We start from the raw sequence: 20,283 nt of genomic DNA, 5'->3' as shown, positions 1-20,283 counted from the left end.
CAGGCAGCGCAGGTCAGCCCTGCGCCATCACATGGCGGAAGAAGCCATTGCATTCACGTTCGCGCGCGATGTCGGCCAGCACCTCGGCATCGCCCGCCGCCTGCGCCGCAGCGACTGCAGCTTTCAGGGTGGGCAGCAGCGACTGGGCCGCGGCCACGATGGCATTCGCATCCACGATGTTGGCATAGGAATGTGCCGCTGCGTACGTGCCCTCGAAGCGCTTCCAGTGGGCAAGCGGATGCAGGTAAGGGTGCTCGCGGTATGCCAGGTAGAAATCGCCCTGGTTGGGTGAGTTGCGGGCATAGGACCTGGAGGCCGTGCCCTCCACGAGGTGGTGGTTCAGGTAGCGTGTGAAGACCTGCCGCAGCTTGTTGTCGCGCACCGGGTCCTGCACGTTGGCCCCGGGCGCGAACGAAGTGCCAAGTGCCAGCCGGCGCAGAAATCCCCCCAGCGACCGGGTGCCGTGCTGCCCGTCGATGGGCGGCATTTCCAGGATGGAGTCCAGCAGTTGCGGCGACGCCTGGGGCGTGGAGGTCTGCCGTGCCTGCTCGGCCATGGCCTGGAAGTCGGGGTGCTGGTGCAGTACCGACAGATCGGGGTCCTGCCAGAGCCTGTCGAGGTGCGGATAGCGATAGTCCACGGCCCGGCGCACCTCCTGCAGAGCCTCTTGCACACGGCCCAGGGCGGCATAGCTGCAGGCGGTGTGGTGAAACAGGTAGGGATTGAGCCAGGCCGTAGCCTCTATGCGCGGATAAAAGGCAATCACCTCGGCTGGCCGGCCCAGCTGGAACAGCGCATGGAAGTAGTTGTTGACATCGCGGTACAGCGCGCCATCGGCATCCAGCCGATCCCGTGCGTATTCGGCATCGAAGTGCTCGCCGGCCCAACGCGCAAACAGGTCTGCATAAGCGCCCGAGGCCGCGCGGTCGTCCGGGCTTGCCGAGGCGGGCATCGATGGCCGGCCTTGCCGGGGTTCGTTGCGCTCGCGGTAGACCTGCGCCACTTGTGCCAGCAGCGCCTGCGCCGCCGCCAGATCCGCCACGGGTGTGAGCCGCACGCCGCCGAATCGACCGGTCGGCAAATGCTCGCGATCCAGCAGGTAGCGCCCGCTGGCATCACCGACCACATAGGCGTTGACGAATGCGATGCCTGTGCCCTCCACCGGCAGGTCGTGCTCCAGCCGGAAGCTCGCGGCATCGAGCGGCAGGCGGTCCGCGCCCAGGTACACGGCATGCTCGCCCACGAGCAGCTTGAGGTCATGGAAGTAGCCAGCGGGCTCGACCCGGCAGGTGCCGATGTCGGCACGCGGCACCACCTTGCCGCGAAAGTAGAAGTGGTGCGCGTCCTCGGCCAGGAAATCGCCCCGGAGCTTGAAGCTGGGCGCATCGGCCTGGGGCATGCGCCGCAATTGCCGGGGCCATTGCGCCTCGCCATGGAAGTCGGTGGAGAACACCTGCGCCTGGTCCTTGTAGAACTCCGTTTCTCCCTTCTGCAGCATCCGGAAGCTGGCGGCATCCACCTGCAGGACCTGCCTTGCGACAACGGCGTGCCGCGCATCGGTGCCGCCCCATGCGGCAGGGCGGAAGCTCGCGGCATCGATCTCGGGCAGTGGCGTGATGTCGCCGGCCTTGTGGTAGACGCACTGCCCGTTGAAGAAGTAGTCGCCGAAGAGGTGCATCGGCTGCACGAAGCTCGCCTCGTGCAGCCTGTCGGCCAGGCGCTCGATGCGCTGCGCCTCGACGCGCGCCAGGCTGCGCTTGGCAATGGACTTGTCCACGATGCGGCCTTTGGGCAACTGCAGCGCGAAGTGGACTTCGGTGGCACGAAAGAAGTGCTTCTGGCATTCCTTGAGGAATGCCGGCTGGTCGAGCCCGTGGACCTGCGCCAGCGGTGTTTCCATGCAGCGCCCGTCCACCACCTGGTAGGCGGCAACGGTGTCGTCGAACAAGTTCAGCGCATCCAGGCTGTGCAGCACGAAGCCGCCCGGCCCGTCGGCATGCGCCGCCAGCTGCTGCAAGGCCTGCCATTCGCGGGATTCCCGCAGGAATGCGGCATTGCCGTGGTTGAAATAGAAAAAAGCGAACAGCGCCTGCTCCGGCTTGAGGTAGCGGAACACCGGGTAGGCATTGGAGGGCCGCATCAGCTCGTCGGCAATGCAGTCGGCCAGCAGGCCGGCGGCCTTGCTGCGCAGGAATTTCTTGAAGTCCGCTTCGGTCAGCGGGACGCGGGCGATGAGGGCGACAGGTTGGGACATGGAAGACCGGGTCGGTTCAGCAGGGCGCAGCGCGGGCTTGCCGCGCAGGCAGAGGACCGGTCGATTACAGCGCACCCACAGCCCCGGCCTGCGGCGCTGCATGGCGAGGATGAGAGAAAATGCACGAATGCCCGAGGTTTCCCTGGCCCGGCAGCCACCCGACGCGCCCTTGCCAGGGTGTGGCCATGAACAACATCCGCCCCAGCTTCCTCAAGACCTTCCTGGCCGTCGCGCACAGCCGCAACATCACGCGCGCGGCCACCGCGGTCCATCTCGCCCAGTCCAGCGTGAGCGACCAGATCCAGCACCTGGAGAGCGAACTCGGCACCCCTCTGTTCACCCGCGCCAAGGCGGGTCTGGACCTGACACCGGCCGGCGAGGTTTTGCGGCAGTACGCCGAAGAAATCCTGGCGCTGATGGACGAAGCACGGCTTGCCGTGGAGATGGCGGCAGGCCAGCCGGCCAGGCGCATGGCCATCGGTGCACTGGAGACCATCGCTGCGGCCCGCGTGCCGCAATGGCTGACCACCTTCCAGGCCAGCCACCCGGGTGTCGCGGTGCAGCTGAAGGTGGCGGGTTCGGGCGAGCTGCTGCGGCTTCTGGAGGGTGGCGCGATCGACATTGCGCTGTGCTTCGACAAGGGCGAGCGCGATGCACGCCTTGCGCAGCGCTCCCTGTCCACAGAGGCCCTGGTGCTCGTGGCCGCGCCGGGCGCGCAGACCGCCCGGCACTTCGTGGCAACCGAGGTGGGCTGCATCTACCGCCATCTGCTCGAACAGAGCTTTGCCGAGGCAGGCGTGGCCCGGCCGCCGCTGGCGGCCGAGGTGGACAGCATCCGCGCGATCACCCGCCTGGTGGCCGCCGGCGCCGGCCTGGCGCTGCTGCCGCGCCTTGCGGTGGCCGACGAACTGGTCGCCGGCACCCTGGTGGAGCTGCCGTGGCCAGGCCCGGCCCAGGCCGCGGTGTCGCTGGTCGCCCTGTGGCGGCGGCGCCGTGTGCAGCCAGAGGCGCTGCAGGCCTTCCTGGCGCTGGCCGGTTCTGACAGTTCGGCCGGCGCACCACTCACACCAGGCGGTGCCCTCCTTCCACATGGAGCACCGTCCCTGTCGTGAAGCGGTTGTGCAGCAGGAAGCCGATGGCATCGGCAATGTCCTCCGGCTGGCCGACGCGCCCCACGGGCAGCCGCTGGGCCATCGCGGCCAGCACCTCGTCCTTGCGCTCGCCCGCCACATCCGCCCAGATGGAGGTGTCGACCCAGCCGGGGGACACCGCATTGACCCGCAGCGGCGCCAGCTCCACCGCGAGGGCGCGCACCAGCCCTTCCAGTCCGGCGTTGATGGCGGCCACCACCGAGCCCCGGGCGGCAGGCCGGTAGGCGGCGATACCGGAAACGAAGGTGATGGAGCCGCCCGCCGACAGCCGGGGCGCCCCGTACTTGGCGAGCAGCAGCGGACCAAAGAACTTGCTGTCCACCACGCGCTGCGCGGCCTTCAGGTCCAGCGATGGCAGCAGCTCATAGGCCCCCGCGATGTCCGCGGCCGTGCTGACGATGTGGTCCACCGGACCGACCTGTTCGAACAGCCCGGCAACCTGTTCTTCGCAGGCGATATCGACCGCGACCGCCTGCAGCTGCGGTGCGGGCCGCTGCAGTTGTGCGCACGCGCGCTGCAGCTTTTCCGGATTGCGCCCTGCGATCACGACCTGGGCGCCTTCGCCCAGGCAGCGTTGGGCAAGTGCAAGCCCCATGCCGGAGCCTCCGCCCACGATGAGGACCTTGGGACGGGGGATTGTGTTCGTCTGTTCCATGTGCTTTCCGTAGGGTGCTTTCCAAAAGTGGAGCACCGCAGTGTTCCCAGTCCCGGCACCGATGGAAAACGGAAAGAAACGATGGTCCTATCGGAATGTCCGAACGCCTACCCGACACCCCTCAGACGTCGATGGCGCTCGCAGACCCGGCCTGCTTGCGCAGCTCGAATTTCTGGATCTTGCCGGTGCTGGTCTTGGGCAGCTCGCCGAACACCACGGCGCGCGGCACCTTGAAGCCCGCCAGGTGCTGCTTGCAGTGGGCCACGATGTCCTCGGGGGTGAGCGTGGCCCCGGCCTTGAGCTCGACGAAGGCGCAGGGCGTCTCGCCCCACTTGGGGTCGGGCCGGGCGACCACGGCGGCGGCGAGCACGGCGGGGTGGCGGTAGAGCACGTCTTCCACCTCGATGGAGGAGATGTTCTCGCCGCCCGAGATGATGATGTCCTTGCTGCGGTCCTTGATCTTGATGTAGCCGTCGGGGTACTGCACGGCCAGGTCGCCGCTGTGGAACCAGCCGCCCGCAAAGGCCTCTTCGGTGGCCTTGGCGTTCTTGAGGTAGCCCTTCATCACGATATTGCCCTTGAACATGATCTCGCCCATGGTCTCGCCGTCCTGCGGCACGGGCTGCATGGTTGCGGGGTCGAGCACGCGCACATCGCGCTCCAGGTGGTAGCGCACGCCCTGGCGGGCGTTGAGGCGGGCGCGCTCGCCGATGTCCAGGTCCTCCCAGGCCGCATGCTTGGCACACACGGTGGCGGGGCCGTAGACCTCGGTCAGGCCGTAGACATGGGTTAGATCGAAGCCCATCTTCTCCATGCCCTCGATCATTGAGGCCGGCGGCGCCGCACCGGCCACCATGGCCTGGATACCGGCCGGCACGCCGGCCTTCATCGCATCGGGGGCATTCACCAGCATGCCATGCACGATGGGCGCGCCGCAGTAGTGCGTCACGCCCTGCTCGCGCATGGCATCGAAGATGGCCTGCGCCTCCACCCGGCGCAGGCAGACGTTGACACCCGCGCGGGCCGCAACCGTCCAGGGAAAGCACCAGCCATTGCAGTGGAACATGGGCAGCGTCCACAAATACACCGCGCCCTTGGGCATGTCCCACTCCAGCACGTTGCTGATGGCGTTGGTGGCCGCGCCGCGGTGGTGGTAGACCACGCCCTTGGGGTTGCCCGTGGTGCCGCTGGTGTAGTTCAAGGCAATGGCATCCCACTCGTCGGCGGGCAGTTCCCAGGCGTGCTGCGCATCACCCTCGGCCACAAAGGCGTCGTAGTCTGTGCCACCCAGGTCCTGCACGGCCGGGCCGTACACGGCGTCCTGCACCGTGAGCACCAAGAGCGGCGCCTGGGACTTGCGCCATGCCAAGGCCTTGGCCAGGGTGCCGGTGAATTCCGGGTCGACGATGATGGCGCGCGCCTCGCCATGGTCGAGCATGAAGGCGATGGTCTCCGGATCGAGCCGGGTGTTGATGGCGTTGAGCACGGCGCCCGCCATGGGCACGCCGAAATGCGCCTCCACCATGGGCGGGGTGTTGGGCAGCAGCGCGGCCACGGTGGCGTTCTTGCCGATCCCTGCCCGGTTCAGGCTGCTGGCCAGCTGGCGGCAGCGCGCATAGGTCTCGCCCCAGGTCTGGCGCAGGCTGCCGTGCACGATGGCCAGGCGGTCGGGGTAGACCTCGGCCGTGCGCTCGATGAAGGACAGGGGCGACAGGGGCGCGAAGTTGGCGCTGTTGCGCTCCAGGTGCTGGTCGAACATGTGGGGCATGGCGGGTTTCCTTGCAGCGGCAGGCGATCAGGCCATTAGACCAAAGGGCCGGGCCGCCGGATTCAGGGCCAACCCGCGGGCCGTCCGTCCTTCCTGGCGGCTCACTCCTTGCGGTTGAGCAGCGCGTACAGCAGGATGGCGCCGAAGGTGGCCGTGCCGATGCCGCCCAGCGCGAACTGGCCGAACTTGAGCGTGAAGTCGCCCGTGCCCAGGATGAGGGTGATGGCGGCCACGATGAGGTTCTTGTTCTGCGAGAAGTCCACCTTGTTGTCCACCCAGATCTTGGCGCCGGCCACTGCAATCAGGCCGAACACCACGATCGACACCCCGCCCATCACCGGCAGCGGAATGGTCTGGATCAGCGCGCCGAACTTGGGGGAAAAGCCCAGGACCAGCGCGAACACGCCCGCCAGCAGGAACACGGCGGTGGAGTAGATCTTGGTGGCGGCCATCACGCCAATGTTCTCTGCATAGGTGGTCACGCCCGTGCCGCCCACACCGCCACTCACCATGGTGGCCACGCCATCGCCGATGAACGCGCGGCCCATGTAGCGGTCCAGGTCGCGGCCGGTCATGGCCGTCACAGCCTTGATGTGGCCCAGGTTCTCGGCCACCAGAATGATGGCCACCGGGGCGATGAGCAGCATGGCGTTGCCGCTGAACACGGGTGCGGCGAAGTTGGGCATGCCCACCCACGCGGCGTTCGCCAGGATGGAGAAGTCGATCGGCTTGCCCAGGCCCATGCCGTTGGTGAGCACTGCGTAGATGGTGCTGGCCACGATCAGGCCCACCAGGATCAACAGGCGCTGCACCATGCCGCGTGTGAGCACGGCCACCAGGCCCACGCTCACGAAGGTCACGAGCTGCATCCAGCTGTCGAAGTTGCTGGCTGCCATGTTCTTGATGGGGATGCCCGCCAGGTTCAGGCCGATCACGGCCACCACGGCACCGGTGACCACGGGCGGCATGAAGCGCTCGATCCAGCCCGTGCCGATGGCCTGCACCAGCACGCCAATCAGCGTGTAGAGCAGGCCGCACGCGATGATGCCGCCCAGCGCCACGCCGATGTTGGCGTTGGGGCCGCTGCCCGCGTGGCCCGTGGCCGCAAGCACCACGCCGATGAAGGCAAAGCTCGAACCCAGGTAGCTGGGCACTTTGCCACCGGTAACCATGAAGAAGATCAGCGTGCCCACGCCGCTCATCAGGATGGCGACGTTGGGATCGAACCCCATCAGGATGGGCGCCAGCACCGTGGCGCCGAACATGGCGATCACGTGCTGCACGCCCATGGCCGCCGTCTGCGGCCAGGGCAGCCGCTCATCCGGCGCGATCACGCCCCCCTGCTGCAGCACGTCTGCACTCTTTTCCCGCCAGTTCATGAATCCCATGATGTGTTGTTCCTTGTGATTTGAGGCGCGAATGCTAGTGGATGAACAGCGGCCCAGTGCGCTGGTTCGGCACGTTTTCGCCTTTCAGGGGCCATCGGGCCGCTGGCCCAAGGGCCGGGCAGCCGGATTCAGGGTCCGACCGCGGGCATTGCAGATGGTGGAAAATGCCCGGGTGTCCATCCCCCAGTCATTCATCCAGGAGCTGCTGGCCCGCACCGACGTGGTCGAGATCGTGGGCCGCTACGTCCAGCTCAAGAAGGGCGGGGCCAATTTCATGGGGCTGTGCCCCTTCCACGGGGAAAAGTCGCCCTCGTTCAGCGTCAGCCCCTCCAAGCAGTTCTACCACTGCTTCGGCTGCGGCAAGAACGGCAATGCCATCGGCTTCCTCATGGACCATGCGGGCATGGGCTTCGTCGAGGCAGTGCAGGACCTGGCCCAGCAGGTGGGCCTGCAGGTGCCGGACGACGATGTATCACCCCAGGAGCGCGAGCGCGCCGCCGCGGCCCGCCAGAAGCAGGCCACGCTGACCGACGTGCTGGAGAAGGCCGGCGACGCCTACCGCCGCCAGCTGCGCGAGTCGCAGCGCGCCATCGCCTACTTCAAGGGCCGGGGCGTCTCGGGCGCCGTGGCCAAGCGCTATGGCCTGGGCTATGCGCCCGAGGGCTGGCGCAGCCTGGCCAGCGTGTTCCCGCGCTACGACGACCCGCTGCTGGAGGAAAGCGGCCTGGTCATCGTGGGCGAGGAGGGCCAGGACAAGCGCTATGACCGTTTCCGCGACCGGGTCATGTTCCCGATCCGCAACGTCAAGGGCGAATGCATCGGCTTTGGCGGGCGCGTGCTGGGCGACGACAAGCCCAAATACCTCAATTCGCCCGAAACCCCGGTCTTCCACAAGGGGCGCGAGCTGTATGGCCTGTTCGAGGCGCGCACCGCCATCCGCGAACAGGGCTACGCCCTGGTGACCGAGGGCTACATGGACGTGGTAGCCCTGGCGCAGCTCGGCTTTCCGAACGCGGTGGCCACGCTGGGCACGGCCTGCACGCCCGAGCATGTACACAAGCTGCTGCGCTTCACCGATGCGGTGGTCTTCAGCTTCGACGGCGATGGCGCCGGCCGGCGCGCTGCGCGCAAGGCGCTCGATGGCGCCCTGCCCCATGCCACGGACACGCGCAGCATCAAGTTTTTGTTCCTGCCGGCCGAGCACGACCCCGACAGCTTCATCCGCGAACACGGCACCGATGCCTTTGCCCGCCATGTGGGCGAGGCCGTGCCGCTGAGCCGCTTCCTGGTCGAATCGGCCAGCGAGGGCTGCGACCTGGCCACCGCCGAGGGGCGCGCCCACATGGCGAGCAACGCCCGCCCGCTGTGGACGGCCCTGCCCGACGGGGTGCTCAAGCGCCAGTTGCTGGGCGAGCTGGCCGAGCTGACCCAGCTCAACGCGCGCGACCTGTCGGAGCTGTGGAACCCCGGTGGCAGCCGCGAGCCCGCCCGCGCACCGGCCCCGGCACCCCGCGCCCAGCCCCCCGCCGCCAGCCCCTATGCCGACGAGCCGCCATGGGGCGAGGCCGCGTCCGACCTCGATGGCTGGCATCCCCCCCACGAGCCCGACTATGTGGGCGGTGGAGGCTCGCCCGGGGGCTACGAGGACTACCCGGGCGGTGGCCATGGCGGAGGTGGCGGCAAGCCCCCGTTCCGCAAAAACGGTGGAGGCGACTGGAAAAAAGGCGGTGGCAACGGCAAATGGAGCAAGCGCGACAAGGACGCGCCCTGGCCGCCCCAGCCCCGCCTGCCGCGCACGCCGGCCATGGGCCGGGCCGACCATGCGGCGCGGCTGCTGCTGTCGCACATGGGTTTCCTCGAAGAGCTCACCCACGACGACCACACGGCCCTGTGCGCCCAGCCCGCCCCGCATGGGCCGCTGTTCACCTGGCTGGAAGCGCAATTCCACGAACACGGCCCGCTGGCCTGGGCCGTGCTGCGCGAAAGCCTGCGCGACCACGAGTGCGAGGAACTGGCCGTCAAGGTGATGACCGGCGCCCATGCCCAGACCGAGGGCGAACTGGCGGAACTCCGGCTCGAATTGCGGGATCTACTGAACCGCATGCTCATCGAAGGCATCAAGGAAGAGCAGAAGCTGCTGGTCCTGCAGGCCGCCAAGGACCCCACAGCCCTGGAGCGTTACCGCGTTCTGGAGCAAAAACGCGTTGTTTTATTGGGCGTAGGCCCCAAAGCGGCTTGAAATCGGCCCAAATGGTATAATGTAGGGTTAGGCAAGAGCGACAGCAGCACCTCCGAGCCGGGCCACCGTGACAAACGCGCACAACCGCCCACCCATCGCAAGGACTGCACACCAAATGTTCGCCCAGACATCTTGCCCCTGAGGGATGCCCCTCAAACTGCAAAAGCACGGCTTTTGCAGTGCCACCCGCGCCGGGATCTGTGGCGCTTGCGTTTTCTTTGTGTCCGTTTTTGATTCTGAGGTTGTTCATGCCCGCTCAAAAGTCCGCGAAGCCATCCAAGTCCGCTCCAGCACCCGCCGCGAAGGCCGTCTCCAAAGCTGCGGCCAAGGCTCCCGCCAAGGCCGTGGCCACCAAAGCCGCCGCTGCGCCCGCCCCTGCCGCCAAGAAAGTGAAACCAGTGCCTGTGAACAAGTCTGCCGAGAAGACGGAAGCCCCCGAAGAACTCAAGAAAACCCGCGCCAAGGCCGTCGAGGCAGACGGCGAAGAGGCGCCCAAGAAGCGCCCTGGCCGCCCCGCCAAGGCCGCAGGTGCCGCCACGGCCGAGGCCAAGGTGCCCGCCAAGCGCGGCCGCAAGCCCAAGGCAGCCGCTGGCGGCGCCGAGGAGAGCGGCGATGACGCCGACCTGTCGGACATCGAATCCGACCTGGAAGGCGAAGTCGAGGCCGAAGCCGAGAGCGCGCCCACGGCCGAGAAGGTCAAGCCGCTGCGCATGAAGATCAGCAAGGCCAAGGAACGCGCCTTGATGAAGGAATTCGGCCTGGACGAGACCGTCCTGTCCGAGGAAGACCTGGCCAAGCGCCGCTCGCGCCTGAAGACCCTGATCAAGCTGGGCAAGACGCGCGGCTACCTCACGCACGTCGAAATCTCCGACCACCTGCCCGACAAGCTGGTCGATGCCGAAACGCTCGAAGCCGTCATCACCACGCTGAACGACCTGGGCGTGGCCGTGTACGAGCAGACGCCCGACGCCGAGGCGCTGATCATCACCGACAACGCCCCCACGGGCGCCAGCGAAGAAGAAGCCGAAGAAGCCGCTGAAGCCGCCCTGTCCACCGTGGACAGCGAATTCGGCCGCACCACCGACCCCGTGCGCATGTACATGCGCGAAATGGGCACGGTGGAGCTGCTCACGCGCGAAGGCGAAATCGAGATCGCCAAGCGCATCGAAGGCGGCCTGATGGCCATGATGGAGGCGATCAGCGCATCGCCCGCCACCATCGCCGAGATCCTCAACATGGGTGAGGAGATCCGCGAGGGCAAGGTCGTCATCTCCACCATCGTGGACGGCTTCTCCAACCCCAACGAGGCCGACGACTACGTGGCCGAAGAAGACTTCGACGAATTCGACGAAGCCGACGACGACGATGGCAAGGGCGGCTCCAAGGCCCTGACCAAGAAGCTCGAAGAACTCAAGAAGCAGGCGCTGGAGCGCTTCGACAAGCTGCGCGACCTGTTCGAGAAGGTCCACAAGATCTACGACAAGGAAGGCTACGGCACGCCTGCCTACGTGAAGGCCCAGCACGCCCTGTCGGAAGAGCTGATGACCATCCGCTTCACCGCCAAGACCATCGAGAAGCTGTGCGACATGGTGCGCGGCCAGGTGGACGATGTGCGCAAGAAGGAACGCGAGCTGCGCCGCATCATCGTGGACAAGTGCGGCATGCCGCAGGAAACCTTCATCAAGGACTTCCCACCCAACCTGCTGAACCTGCAGTGGGTGGAAAAGCAGGCCGCCGCCGGCAAGCCCTGGAGCACGGTGATGGCGCGCAACATCCCGCCCGTGCAGGAACTGCAGCAAAAGCTGATGGACCTGCAGGCCCGCGTGGTGGTGCCGCTGACCGAGCTCAAGGACATCAACAAGCGCATGAACGAGGGTGAAGCCACCTCGCGCGACGCCAAGAAGGAAATGATCGAGGCCAACCTGCGCCTCGTGATCTCCATCGCCAAGAAGTACACGAACCGCGGCCTGCAGTTCCTGGACCTGATCCAGGAAGGCAACATCGGCCTGATGAAGGCCGTGGACAAGTTCGAATACCGCCGCGGCTACAAGTTCTCGACCTACGCCACGTGGTGGATCCGCCAGGCCATCACGCGCTCGATCGCCGACCAGGCGCGCACCATCCGCATCCCGGTGCACATGATCGAAACCATCAACAAGATGAACCGCATCAGCCGCCAGCACCTGCAGGAGTTCGGCTTCGAGCCCGATGCGTCCATCCTGGCCGCCAAGATGGAGATCCCGGAAGAGAAGATCCGCAAGATCATGAAGATCGCCAAGGAGCCGATCTCGATGGAAACACCCATCGGCGACGACGACGACAGCCACCTGGGCGACTTCATCGAGGACGGTGCCAACACCGCCCCGATCGACGCCGCCATGCAGGCCGGCCTGCGCGATGTGGTCAAGGACATCCTGGACGGCCTCACGCCGCGCGAAGCCAAGGTGCTGCGCATGCGCTTCGGCATCGAGATGTCCACCGACCACACGCTGGAAGAAGTGGGCAAGCAGTTCGACGTGACGCGCGAACGCATCCGCCAGATCGAAGCCAAGGCGCTGCGCAAGCTCAAGCATCCCAGCCGTTCGGACAAACTGCGCAGCTTCATCGACTCGCTGTAAGCGGCTCTGGCGAACGTCCCGCAGGCGGGACTTTCCCTGGCCCTGACGCCCTGCCCCGCATCCGCGGCGCAGGGCGTTTTTCATGGTGGCGTGGCGGCCACAGCTGTCACCCGCTTCGGCGTATACCCTGATACTCTGGACAGCCAAATGACAGTTTCAGCGCCCACCATGGCGACTGGATACATCCGCTTACCAAGGGAATCCCATGACCGCCTCCACTCCCGAGAACACGCAACGCCGCATGGTACTGGCCCGCGCCGCCGCGTTCGCCGCCCTGGCCACCCCGCTGGGCAGCACCGCGCTGGCGCAGGCCCGCCCACCGGCCAAGGTGGCCAAGCTGGCCGGCACGCTGCGCATCGTGATCCCCGCCAATGCGGGCGGCGGCTGGGACCAGACCGGGCGCGCCCTGGGCGCGGCCCTGGTGGGTGCCGGCGCGGTGGACCAGGTGGAATACGAAAACGTGGGCGGCAAGGGCGGCACCATCGGCCTCGCACGCTATGCCGAGAAGTACGCGGGCGACCCCAACACGCTGCTCATGGGCGGCATGGTGATGGTGGGCGCCGTGGCGCTGCAAAAACCGGCTGTGGACCTCACGCACATCCAGCCCATCGCGCGCCTGACCAGCGACTACCTGGTGGCCGCCGTGCCGGCATCGTCTTCCATCCGCAGCGCCAAGGACCTGGTGGCCGCGATGAAGGCCGACCTGCCCGCCCTGCCCGTGGCCGGTGGCTCCGCCGGTGGGGTGGACCATATCTATGCAGGCGTGCTGGCGCGTGCCGCCAAGGCCAACCCCGAAACCCTGGTCTACCGCCCCTTTGCCGGCGGCAACGAGGTGGTGGACGCCCTGGTCACCGGCAAGGCCGCCCTGGGCCTGTCGGGCTACAGCGAATTCAGCGAAGCGATTGCGGCCGGCAAGCTGCGCGCCATTGGCGTGTCGGCCCGGCGCAGCGTGTTCGGCCTGCCCGCCTTCCGTGAACAGGGGATCGACGCCGTCATGGCCAACTGGCGTGGCGTGTTCACGGGCAAGGGGGTCTCCGCCGCCCGCCTGGCCGAGATGGTGGCGGCCGTGGAAGCCGCGACCGCCCATGAGTCCTGGGTGCGCACGCTGAAAACCAACAAGTGGGAGGCCTCCTGGCTCACGGGCAAGGACCTGACCGAATTCATGGAGCTGGACCTGACCACGGCCCGCGTGATGGTCTACCTGCTCAAGCTCAAGGCATGAGGCCTGCCGCCAACGCGCGCACCGCAAGGACTTTCTGATGAACATGTCCCGCTATTCGATTGGCACCCGCATGGCGGGCGCACTGGGCCTGGTGCTCGCGCTGATGCTCGGTGCCGCCCTCTTCGGTATCGCGGCCCTGTACGGCACGCTCGGCACCTACGATGCCACGGTGCTGCAGCGCGTGGCCCAGGAGCGCGCTGTCTCGCGCATGGAGAGCGAGTTCAAGACCCAGGTGATGGAGTGGAAGAACACGCTGCTGCGCGGCGAGGATTCGCGCAAGCGCGAGCTGCACTGGAACGCCTTCCAGGCCAGCGAAAAGCGCGTGGCCGAGGCCGCCAAGGCCTTGGCGCCCCAGCTGGTGGACGCCAGCGAACGCGCCGCGCTGCAGAAGTTCGTTGATGCCCATACCCAGATGGCCCAGGGCTACCGCAAGGGCTTCGAGGCCTTCCAGTCGCTGGGTTTCGTGGCCTCGGCCGGCGACGCCGACGTGGCCGACATCGACCAGGGCCCCGCCAAGCTGCTCGGGGAACTGAGCCGCCAGGTGGCCGACAGCAGTGCCGCCATTGCCCAGCAGGCCGCGCAGGATGCGCGCCGTGCGCTGGTCAGCAGCCTGGTGGCACTGGCCCTGGTCACGGCCCTGGGCGCCTTTGCAGGCTGGGTGATCACCCGCTCGGTGGTGCGCCCGCTGCGCGTGGCCGTGTCGCTGGCCAACAAGGTGGCCGCAGGCGACCTGACCACGGCCATCACCATCGACGGCAACGACGAACCCGCGCGCCTGCTGCAGGCCCTGGCCGCCATGCAGGAGAACCTGGAGCGCGTGGTCTCGGGTGTGCGCACCAATGCCGAGGGGGTGGCCAGCGCTAGTGCCGAGATTGCCCAGGGCAATACCGACCTGAGCATGCGCACCGAGGACCAGGCTTCGTCGCTGGACGAAACCTCGTCTTCCATGCAACAGCTGCAGGAGACGGTGCAGCACAACGCATCAAGCGCCCAGCGCGCCAACGAGCTGGCCAAGAGCGGCGCCTCGGTGGCCGAGCGCGGCGGCCAGGTCGTGGGGCAGATGGTGGAAGTGGTGCAGGGCATCCAGGACAGCTCGCGCAAGATCGCCGACATCATCGGCGTCATCGATGGCATCGCCTTCCAGACCAACATCCTGGCGCTCAATGCGGCCGTGGAAGCGGCGCGCGCCGGCGAGCAGGGCCGGGGCTTCGCCGTGGTGGCCAGCGAGGTGCGCAACCTCGCCACGCGCAGCGCCAGTGCGGCGCGCGAGATCAAGGCCCTGATCCAGGCCAGCGTGGAGCGCGTCGAAGCAGGCTCCGACCTGGCGCGCAATGCCGGCAGCACCATGGACGAGGTGGTCGCCTCCATCCGCGGCGTGAGCGCGCTGGTCGAAGAGATCAGCCAGGCCAGCGCCGAGCAGACGCGCGATATGCAGCGCGTGACCCAGGCCATCGTGCGCATGGACGACGCCACGCAGCAGAACGCGGCGCTGGTGGAGCAGAGCGCTGCCGCCGCGGGCAGCCTGAGCGGACAGGCCCACCAGTTGGTGGAGGCCGTGGCCGTGTTCCGCTTGCGTTGAGATGCGCTTTACGAGGCCAGTGCCCGCATCTCGGCGATCAGGTCGGATTTACCTTCGAAGCCGATGCCTGGCAGCGGCGGCAGCGTGACATAGCCGTTGTCCACTTTCACCCCGTCGGGGAAGCCGCCATAGGGCTGGAACAGGTCGGGGTAGCTCTCGTTGCCACCCAGGCCCAGGCCTGCGGCAATCGCCAGCGACATCTGGTGGCCGCCGTGGGGAATGCAGCGGCTCGCGGACCAGCCGTGTTCCTTGAGCATGGCCAGCGTGCGCAGGTATTCCACCAGGCCATAGCTCAGCGCGCAGTCGAATTGCAGCCAGTCGCGGTCGGGCCGCATGCCGCCGTGGCGTATCAGGTTGCGCGCGTCCTGCATCGAGAACAGGTTCTCGCCCGTGGCCATGGGGCCGGCATAGACCTCGCCCAGCTTGGCCTGCAGCTCGTAGTCCAGCGGATCACCGGCCTCCTCGTACCAGAACAGCGGGTACTGCGAGAGCGCCTTGCCATAGGCAATCGCCGTGGGCAGGTCGAAGCGGCCATTGGCGTCCACCGCCAGCTGCTGGCCCGGGCCGAGGATCTTGAGCACCGACTCGATGCGCTCGCAGTCGTCGGCCAGCGAGGCGCCGCCGATCTTCATCTTGACCACCGAGTAGCCGCGCGCCAGGTAGCTTTCCATCTCCTTGCGCAGGCCGTCCAGGCCCTTGCCGGGGTAGTAGTAGCCGCCGGCCGCGTAGACGAAGACGCGCGGGTTGGGCGTGCCCGTGCCGTAGCGCTCGGCCAGCAGCTGGTACAGGGGCTTGCCAGCGATCTTGGCCACAGCGTCCCACACGGCCATGTCGATGGTGCCCACGGCCACCGAGCGCTCGCCATGGCCGCCGGGCTTCTCGTTGATCATCATCTGCGCCCAGACCTTGTGGGCGTCGATGTTCTCGCCCGTGGCGTCGAGCAGGCTGGCGGGGTCGGCCTCCAGGATGCGCGGGCGGAAGCGGTCGCGGATCAGCCCGCCCTGGCCGTAGCGGCCGTTGGAGTTGAAGCCGTAGCCGATCACGGGCTTGCCATCGCGGATGACATCGGTGACCACGGCCACCAGGCTCAGGGTCATCTTGGAGAAGTCGATGTAGGCGTTGCGGATGTCCGACTTGATGGGACGGGTGGATTCGGCGATGTCGACGATTTTCATGGTGGTCGTTGGTGGATGGGAAACAAAAAAGGGAGAGAAGGACGCCGTCAGCGCGGCAGCGAGGAGCCCCCGCAGATGGCGATGTCCTGCCCGGTGATGGCTGCCGCCTGCGGCGACAGCAGGTAGCCCACGAGGGCGGCGATCTCGGCGGGTTCGATCAGGCGGCCGATGGGCGGCAGGCGCGGTGCGCTGCCCGCGCGTGCCGGGTCCTGCAGCATGCTGGTGGCCGTGGCGGCGGGCGAGATGACATTCACCGTGACGCCCTGGGCCGCCACTTCGGCCGCCCAACTGCGCGCCAGCGCCACCAGCGCCGCCTTGGTGGCCGCGTACTGACCGCGCCCGGGCATGCCCTGGGCCACGCGGCTGCCGATAAAGACCACCCGCCCCTGCCCGCGCGCCGCCATGCCGGGCACGATGGCATCGGCCAGCCGCGTGGCCGCGTCCACGTGCAGGCGCCACATCAGCTCGCCACCCGCATGGTCGAGCTGGCCCAGCGGCCCCACGCGCAGCACGCCGGCCGCATGCACCAGCGCATCCACGGGCGGCAGGGCCTGCGCGGCGCGTTCGATGTCAGCGCCCTGCGACAGGTCCACGGGCACCGCCGTGAACCCCGGGTGCACGACGCAGGCCTGCGCCACATCCAGCCCGCTCACGTGCCAGCCCGCATCGAGCAGCGCCTGCGCGATGGCACGGCCGATGCCACTGCTGCTGCCGGTGACCACGGCATGCCTGGCGCCGGCTGTCATGCCTGCACCCCGCACTCGCCGATGGGCGCAGTCAGATCGAAGAGTTCATTCCACACGGATATTCCCCTCGGTCACGATCTTCTGCGAGCGCTCCATGTCGCTGCGCTGGAATTTGGCGAAGTCCTCCACGCTGCCGGGCGTGAGCAGCAGCCCCTGCTCGCGCAACTTGTCCTTCATCTCGCCGGCCAGGGCCTTGTTGACCTCGGTGTTCAGGCGCTGGGTGATCTCGGCCGGCAGCTTCGCCGGGCCCCACAGACCGTACCAGCTGTAGAACTCGTAGCCCGGGATGGTCTCGGCCACGGTGGGCACGTCGGGCAGGCTGGTGGCACGCTGGGCCGAGGTCACGGCCACCACGCGCAGCATGCCGCTCTTGTGGTATTGCAGCGAGCCGAGGATGGGGTCGATGAAGCCGTCGATCTGCCCGCCGATCAGGTCCTGGAAAGCCGGGGCCGTGCCCTTGTAGGGAACGACCAGGTAGTCGATCTGGCTGGCGCGCTTGAGCAGCTCGGTCGACAGATGGCCTGCCGAGCCGATGGAGCCGACCGCAAAGGTCATCTTGCCGGGGTGGGCCTTGCCGTAGGCAATGAGCGACTTGATGTCGGTGATCGGCAGGTTCTTGTTGATGGCCACGGACAGCGGTGCCTTGGCCACCAGTGCAATGGGCGCGAAGTCCTTCTGCACGGTGTAGGGCACGGACTTCATGGTCATGGGCGCCGTGGTGAAAGTGGATGCGTTGAACAGCAGCGTGTAGCCATCGGCCGGCGCCTTGGCCACCACGTCGCCGCCGATCACACCGTTGCCGCCGGGCTTGTTCTCCACCACAAAGCTCTGGCCCATTTGCTCGCCCAGCTTCTGCGCAAGCAGCCGGCCCACGGTGTCCAGCGTGCCGCCGGGCGGAAAGGGAATCACGATCCGGATCGGCTTGTTGGGATAGCCCTGCGCGAGGGCGCTGCCCGCCACGGCCACCAGCCCGATGGCGGCCAGGGTGGCGCGGACGAAATGCATGCGTTGCATGGTGCTTGTCTCCTGTCTTGGTCTTTTTGGAAGGTCTTCGTCGCAATGCAGGGAGCGGGGCCGCAGGCTCCGCCCCCGGGAAGGTCAGCGCTTGAGCAGGCCGGCCTGCGCCACGGCAGCGCGCAGGGCCTCCATCTCCTTGGCATTGGGCGCCTCGGTGGGCGGGCGCACGGTGGCGTCGTCGATCACGCCGGCCAGGTACATGCCGCCCTTCATGCGCGCATGGGCCTCGCCCGTGGGCTCGCCGCCGCCGTACACGGCATCCTTGAGCGGGGTGATGACGGCCTGCACGGCCATGGCCTTCTTCAGGTCGCCGGCCTTCACGGCGTCCCACAGGTCGATGATCAGCTGGGGGATGAAGGTGGCAAAGCCGACCAGGGCCCCATCGACGCCCTGCACCATCGAGGCCAACAGGTACTCGTCGTGGCAGGTCAGGATGGCCTTGGACGGGTCGGCCTCGCGGATCGCCTGGATGTCGCGCGCATACTTGTTCATGTCGCGCTGGCCTACCTTGAAGGCCTGCAGGTAGGGCAGCCGCGCCAGGTCGGCCAGCAACTGCGATGAGTAGGAGGCGCGCGTCCAGGCCGGGTAGACGTGGCAGACCAGGTCCAGGCCGGGGGCCGCTTTGTGGATGGCCTCGAAGTACTGCAGCGCATGGCCCGGCGTGAAGCCGAAGCGCAGCCAGTGGTGGGGCGGCATCACGTCCAGCGCCACGGCACCGGCAGCCTGGGCCGCGCGGGCGTGCTCGGCCGACTCGGCCAGGCCCTCGCAGACGATGGAGGAGATCACCGGCATGCGGCCCTTGAGCTCGTCGGCCACGATGCGCGTGACCTCGGCGCGCTCGGCCGGGGTGAGCGAGAAGACTTCGCCCGTGTGGCCATTGGTCATGATGGCCACCACGCCATCGTGCCCCGCCAGCCAGGCGGCGAGCTTGCGCAGCGCGGGCTCATCGATGCGGTGCTCGGGCGTGAAGGGGCAGGAAATGGCGGGGATGATCCCGCGATAATTCGCGATGGAAGGCATGCTGTCTTGTCTCCGGTAGGAATGCTTGGGGTTGCGTGTGAAGGGGTACGGGAGGGATCATTCCCGGGCGGGCGCCGACCGTCCAATACCCGAATCGCATACAACTATCTGCACCGGCGATCAGCAGCCCGACACCCGCAATCCACCCACCGATCCACCGACCTAGCGAGCGCACACGACCATGGGACCTGGCAACCGCCCCCTCGACCTGGAATGGCTGGAAGACTTTCTGGCCCTGGCCGAAACCGGCAACTTCTCGCGCGCGGCCGAGGCCCGCGCCATCGCCCAGCCGGCCTTCAGCCGCCACATCCGCGCGCTGGAGGACTGGGTGGGCGTGGAACTGTTCGACCGCAGCGCCCACCCGGCTGCGCTCACGCCCGCGGGGCGGCGCTTTCTGCCGCTGCTCGAGGCCGTGCTGGCCAACCTGGAGGCCGCGCGCATCAAGGCCCGCGCCGCGCACGACATTGCGGCCGCCAGCCTGCGCTTTGCGGCCACACATGTGCTGTCACTGACCTTTTTTCCGCGCTGGCTGGCGGGCGTGGAGGCACGGCTGCGCCTGGGACCGATCCAGACCATGTCCGACAGCTCGCACGCCTGCGAGGACCTGATGCTGCAGCGCCGCGTGCAGTTTGTGCTGTGCCACGGCCACGCCGAGGTCCCCGGCCGCCTGGACGAGGCGCAGTACCCGATGCACCAGATCTCGGACGATGTGCTGCTGCCCGTGAGCGCCCCTGCACCCGACGGCCCCCAGCCCCTGCACGCCATGGGCCAGGCGGATGCCGTGCCCGTGCTGGCCTACAGCGAGGCCTCGGGCCTGGGCCGCATCATGCGCTCGCGCATGCGCGGTGTGTTCTCCGACACCCCTGACGCCACCCCGGCCCTTCCGGGCGGCGTGGCCGTGGTGTTCACGGCGCACCATGCGGTGCTGCTCAAGACCATGGCCCAGGAGGGGCGGGGTGTGGCCTGGTTGCCGCAGAGCCTGATTGCCGATGAGTTGCGGTCGGGGGCGCTGGTGGTGGCCGGAGGCGAAGAGTGGAATGTGCCGGTGGAGATTCGCTTGTATCGGCAGAGGGCGGAGATGGCGCCTGTGGCGGAGGCGTTGTGGGAGTTGACTGCGGCTGCTGCGGGGCGGGTTTTGTAGCCTTGTTTCTTGTCGTTGGCAGCATGCCTTGATCAAGTGCGGGAGCCGGGATGTGCGCCCGGCGGCGCAGTAACTTTCTCTTGGGCCGCCAAGAGAAAGTCACCAAAGAGAAGGCGGCCCCGCTGCCCGTGTCCCCCTCGCCTGTGGCGAGGGGGCAGCCTGCGATGCTCGGTCCTGGGGTGCACCGTGGAACTCGCTGCGTTCCCCCTGCGGGCGAACTTCGCTCAAACATCCACGGTGAGTCAGACAACGATGCGCGTGTCCTTCGGCACGCGCTCACCCCAGGCCCTGCGCTTCTCGGCACGGTCAG

General features: G+C 67.6%; 14 protein-coding genes. 6 read left to right on the top strand and 8 right to left on the bottom strand.

What is annotated here, in order from left to right; all coding sequences use genetic code 11:
- Nucleotides 1-13: 13 nt before the first annotated feature.
- The gene (locus HNP48_RS34670; RefSeq protein WP_184866139.1) at nt 14-2,254 is read right to left on the bottom strand and encodes a TPR end-of-group domain-containing protein; all 2,241 of its coding nucleotides are present in this window, start codon (nt 2,252-2,254) and stop codon (nt 14-16) included.
- 185 nt (nt 2,255-2,439) lie between these two features.
- Here HNP48_RS34670 and HNP48_RS34665 point away from each other — a divergent pair, with 185 nt between their 5' ends.
- Nucleotides 2,440-3,366: a LysR family transcriptional regulator gene (locus HNP48_RS34665; RefSeq protein WP_221480463.1), complete on the top strand. Its 927-nt coding sequence runs from the start codon at nt 2,440-2,442 to the stop codon at nt 3,364-3,366.
- Here HNP48_RS34665 and HNP48_RS34660 read toward each other — a convergent pair.
- The 3 genes from HNP48_RS34660 to HNP48_RS34650 all read right to left on the bottom strand — a co-directional run bounded on the left by HNP48_RS34660 (nt 3,317) and on the right by HNP48_RS34650 (nt 7,216).
- Nucleotides 3,317-4,060 carry an SDR family oxidoreductase gene (locus HNP48_RS34660; protein WP_184866137.1) on the bottom strand — a complete coding sequence of 248 codons (744 nt, stop codon included), beginning with the start codon at nt 4,058-4,060 and terminating at the stop codon, nt 3,317-3,319. The genes HNP48_RS34665 and HNP48_RS34660 overlap by 50 nt on opposite strands.
- Nucleotides 4,061-4,181: 121 nt before the next feature.
- Nucleotides 4,182-5,828: an acyl-CoA synthetase gene (locus HNP48_RS34655; protein WP_184866135.1), complete on the bottom strand. Its 1,647-nt coding sequence runs from the start codon at nt 5,826-5,828 to the stop codon at nt 4,182-4,184.
- A 101-nt stretch (nt 5,829-5,929) separates the two neighbouring features.
- Nucleotides 5,930-7,216, bottom strand: a complete 1,287-nt coding sequence (locus tag HNP48_RS34650; protein ID WP_184866133.1) for a solute carrier family 23 protein — start codon at nt 7,214-7,216, stop codon at nt 5,930-5,932.
- Nucleotides 7,217-7,388: 172 nt separating this feature from the next.
- Between HNP48_RS34650 and dnaG the strand changes: the two genes are divergently transcribed.
- From dnaG to HNP48_RS34630, 4 genes are all read left to right on the top strand, one after another.
- Nucleotides 7,389-9,455: a DNA primase gene (gene dnaG, locus HNP48_RS34645; protein WP_184866131.1), complete on the top strand. Its 2,067-nt coding sequence runs from the start codon at nt 7,389-7,391 to the stop codon at nt 9,453-9,455.
- A 248-nt stretch (nt 9,456-9,703) separates the two neighbouring features.
- Nucleotides 9,704-12,073 carry an RNA polymerase sigma factor RpoD gene (gene rpoD, locus HNP48_RS34640; RefSeq protein ID WP_184866129.1) on the top strand — a complete coding sequence of 790 codons (2,370 nt, stop codon included), beginning with the start codon at nt 9,704-9,706 and terminating at the stop codon, nt 12,071-12,073.
- Nucleotides 12,074-12,278: 205 nt separating this feature from the next.
- Nucleotides 12,279-13,295 (top strand): tripartite tricarboxylate transporter substrate binding protein, encoded by a 1,017-nt coding sequence (locus tag HNP48_RS34635; RefSeq protein ID WP_184866127.1) that lies wholly within the window; start codon nt 12,279-12,281, stop codon nt 13,293-13,295.
- 37 nt (nt 13,296-13,332) lie between these two features.
- On the top strand, nt 13,333-14,874 hold the full coding sequence (locus HNP48_RS34630; protein WP_184866125.1) for a methyl-accepting chemotaxis protein: 1,542 nt from the start codon (nt 13,333-13,335) through the stop codon (nt 14,872-14,874).
- 8 nt (nt 14,875-14,882) lie between these two features.
- Here the strand turns inward: HNP48_RS34630 and HNP48_RS34625 are convergent, their stop codons facing one another.
- The 4 genes from HNP48_RS34625 to HNP48_RS34610 all read right to left on the bottom strand — a co-directional run bounded on the left by HNP48_RS34625 (nt 14,883) and on the right by HNP48_RS34610 (nt 18,832).
- Nucleotides 14,883-16,049: a mandelate racemase/muconate lactonizing enzyme family protein gene (locus HNP48_RS34625; protein ID WP_184866123.1), complete on the bottom strand. Its 1,167-nt coding sequence runs from the start codon at nt 16,047-16,049 to the stop codon at nt 14,883-14,885.
- A 47-nt stretch (nt 16,050-16,096) separates the two neighbouring features.
- A complete protein-coding gene (locus HNP48_RS34620) occupies nt 16,097-16,795 on the bottom strand; it encodes an SDR family NAD(P)-dependent oxidoreductase (RefSeq protein WP_184866121.1) in 699 nt (232 codons plus the stop codon).
- Nucleotides 16,796-16,840: 45 nt separating this feature from the next.
- A complete protein-coding gene (locus HNP48_RS34615) occupies nt 16,841-17,809 on the bottom strand; it encodes a tripartite tricarboxylate transporter substrate binding protein (protein ID WP_184866119.1) in 969 nt (322 codons plus the stop codon).
- Between the two features lie 84 nt (nt 17,810-17,893).
- Nucleotides 17,894-18,832, bottom strand: coding sequence for a dihydrodipicolinate synthase family protein (locus HNP48_RS34610; RefSeq protein WP_184866117.1), 939 nt, complete (start codon nt 18,830-18,832; stop codon nt 17,894-17,896).
- Nucleotides 18,833-19,013: 181 nt separating this feature from the next.
- Here HNP48_RS34610 and HNP48_RS34605 point away from each other — a divergent pair, with 181 nt between their 5' ends.
- Nucleotides 19,014-19,973: a LysR family transcriptional regulator gene (locus tag HNP48_RS34605; protein WP_184866115.1), complete on the top strand. Its 960-nt coding sequence runs from the start codon at nt 19,014-19,016 to the stop codon at nt 19,971-19,973.
- The last annotated feature ends 310 nt before the right edge of the window (nt 19,974-20,283 follow it).

It is taken from the genome of Acidovorax soli (assembly GCF_014207955.1).
GTDB lineage: Bacteria > Pseudomonadota > Gammaproteobacteria > Burkholderiales > Burkholderiaceae_C > Acidovorax > Acidovorax soli_A.
The sequence above is the reverse complement of the archived record's forward strand: the minus strand, read 5'-3'. Positions and strand labels throughout refer to the sequence as shown.

What these genes read in the sequence shown, in the direction of transcription:
- HNP48_RS34670 (WP_184866139.1), bottom strand. Translation starts at nt 2,254, where the DNA reads ATGTCCCAACCTGTCGCCCTCATCGCCCGCGTCCCGCTGACCGAAGCG.
- HNP48_RS34665 (WP_221480463.1), top strand. Translation starts at nt 2,440, where the DNA reads ATGAACAACATCCGCCCCAGCTTCCTCAAGACCTTCCTGGCCGTCGCG.
- HNP48_RS34660 (WP_184866137.1), bottom strand. Translation starts at nt 4,060, where the DNA reads ATGGAACAGACGAACACAATCCCCCGTCCCAAGGTCCTCATCGTGGGC.
- HNP48_RS34655 (WP_184866135.1), bottom strand. Translation starts at nt 5,828, where the DNA reads ATGCCCCACATGTTCGACCAGCACCTGGAGCGCAACAGCGCCAACTTC.
- HNP48_RS34650 (WP_184866133.1), bottom strand. Translation starts at nt 7,216, where the DNA reads ATGGGATTCATGAACTGGCGGGAAAAGAGTGCAGACGTGCTGCAGCAG.
- rpoD (WP_184866129.1), top strand. Translation starts at nt 9,704, where the DNA reads ATGCCCGCTCAAAAGTCCGCGAAGCCATCCAAGTCCGCTCCAGCACCC.
- HNP48_RS34635 (WP_184866127.1), top strand. Translation starts at nt 12,279, where the DNA reads ATGACCGCCTCCACTCCCGAGAACACGCAACGCCGCATGGTACTGGCC.
- HNP48_RS34630 (WP_184866125.1), top strand. Translation starts at nt 13,333, where the DNA reads ATGAACATGTCCCGCTATTCGATTGGCACCCGCATGGCGGGCGCACTG.
- HNP48_RS34625 (WP_184866123.1), bottom strand. Translation starts at nt 16,049, where the DNA reads ATGAAAATCGTCGACATCGCCGAATCCACCCGTCCCATCAAGTCGGAC.
- HNP48_RS34620 (WP_184866121.1), bottom strand. Translation starts at nt 16,795, where the DNA reads ATGACAGCCGGCGCCAGGCATGCCGTGGTCACCGGCAGCAGCAGTGGC.
- HNP48_RS34615 (WP_184866119.1), bottom strand. Translation starts at nt 17,809, where the DNA reads ATGCAACGCATGCATTTCGTCCGCGCCACCCTGGCCGCCATCGGGCTG.
- HNP48_RS34610 (WP_184866117.1), bottom strand. Translation starts at nt 18,832, where the DNA reads ATGCCTTCCATCGCGAATTATCGCGGGATCATCCCCGCCATTTCCTGC.
- HNP48_RS34605 (WP_184866115.1), top strand. Translation starts at nt 19,014, where the DNA reads ATGGGACCTGGCAACCGCCCCCTCGACCTGGAATGGCTGGAAGACTTT.